At 40.5% G+C, this 1,526-nt stretch carries 2 protein-coding genes; both read left to right on the forward strand.

From position 1 onward, the window contains the following. Nucleotides 1-257 precede the first annotated feature (257 nt). On the forward strand, nt 258-848 hold the full coding sequence (locus HGJ91_RS05780; RefSeq protein WP_291346757.1) for a hypothetical protein: 591 nt from the start codon (nt 258-260) through the stop codon (nt 846-848). 154 nt (nt 849-1,002) lie between these two features. Further along, complete coding sequence (gene tnpA, locus HGJ91_RS05785) at nt 1,003-1,437, forward strand: IS200/IS605 family transposase (protein WP_291346758.1); 435 nt, start codon at nt 1,003-1,005, stop codon at nt 1,435-1,437. Nucleotides 1,438-1,526 lie beyond the last annotated feature (89 nt).

The following is a 1,526-nucleotide window of genomic DNA, read 5'->3' on the forward strand; positions in this document are numbered from 1 at the left end:
TACCAGATATTGAAAGGGTTAAAAATAAGCTAACCATGTATAAAACTTCATTTGTATATAACAGACAGCCGAATTTTTTTCTCACAAAAGCGGTATCCAATCGGTTCGTAAGGCCATTGTATCTGATCTGTCGCGATTTATTCCACAGACCATTTATGAGCATTACAAAAAAACCGGATTTGAAGAAATGCTTCACATTTTGGACGAGGTTATCCGGAAGTTGATGCAACAGGGTATTGAAACAGTTTTGGAGAGCCATGCAACTTCATGAATCTACAATCGCTCGATTGAAAAAACTGCCGATTTTGTTTCGAATTGATGATGTCAGAAAATTTACGCCTCATGCGGCTGTATTTTTATCCCGAGCTCAAAAGAAAGGATATATTAAAGGATTGACTCGTGGTCATTATGTCAATTCATTTCTGTACGGTGAACCATCTGTTGAACAGATTGGATGTTTCTTACGGCCTCCTGCCTATATCTCCTGTGAGTGGGCGCTTAATTACCACGGCATCACTCTCCAGGCTCCGGTGGTTTGTACAGTGATCACGTTGCATACGGCAGTGGGGCACAACCGCCGATTTCAATACCGTGACGTGACCTATGAATTTTCAAGAATCAAACCGTCACTTTTTTTCGGGTTTGAATATCAGCAGGGATTTTATATGGCGAAACCGGAAAAAGCCATTTTGGATACTCTTTATTTTCGGGAGTCAGTGCCGGTAGAAGATGAACTGGAGATGACGGAAGTGGATATGAAAGAACTTACAGGACAGGCAAACAAGTATCCCGGTACCGTCCAAAAGAAACTTGCATTACTTTTGAACATTACAGTTGAATCTCGATAAAACAATGGTTCATCAATTACCGCTTTTTCTTAATTAATCCTGGGTAAACCCCCGGCTATGCCGGGGGACTCCCAGAGTTTGACATTTCCGGGAACATAAGAAAACCTCCTCAAAAGTGAACCGCTTAAGGCATAAAGCGAAGAGGAGGTTTTCAATGGGAAATGTTCAAAGTTTAAGTCACTCTAAATGGGAATGCATATATCATATAACCTGGATACCGAAATATAGAAAGAAGAAAATTTATAAAGAACTCAGGAAATATTTGGCTGATGTTTTCAAGGAACTGGCAAGGCAAAAAGAGTGCAAAGTAATGGAAGGTCATCTTATGCCTGATCATGTTCATGTGATGATGTCAATTCCTCCGAAATATGCAGTTGCTCAAATAATAGGTTTCATCAAAGGCAAAAGCGCTATTCAAATAGCAAGGAATTTTGTAGGGCGAAAGAAGAATTTTACAGGCCAGCATTTCTGGGCACGTGGTTATCACGTATCCACAGTTGGCAGAGATGAAGATGCGATACGCAAGTATATTAAAGATCAGGAAAAAGAAGATCGCAGAATCGATCAGCTAAATCTCTTTGATGAGTAGATTACCTGCCACCTTTAGGTGGTACATATTTTAATCCGCTTTGAGCGGTTCACATTTCAAGCCACCGGTTTCACCGGTGGTCTATGACT

The sequence above is a fragment of the Desulfobacula sp. genome, from assembly GCF_014237455.1.
Lineage (GTDB): Bacteria > Desulfobacterota > Desulfobacteria > Desulfobacterales > Desulfobacteraceae > Desulfobacula.

Bases quoted from the DNA above. Each gene is read 5' to 3' on its own strand.
- HGJ91_RS05780 (WP_291346757.1), top strand. From the start codon at position 258: ATGCAACTTCATGAATCTACAATCGCTCGATTGAAAAAACTGCCGATT.
- tnpA (WP_291346758.1), top strand. From the start codon at position 1,003: ATGGGAAATGTTCAAAGTTTAAGTCACTCTAAATGGGAATGCATATAT.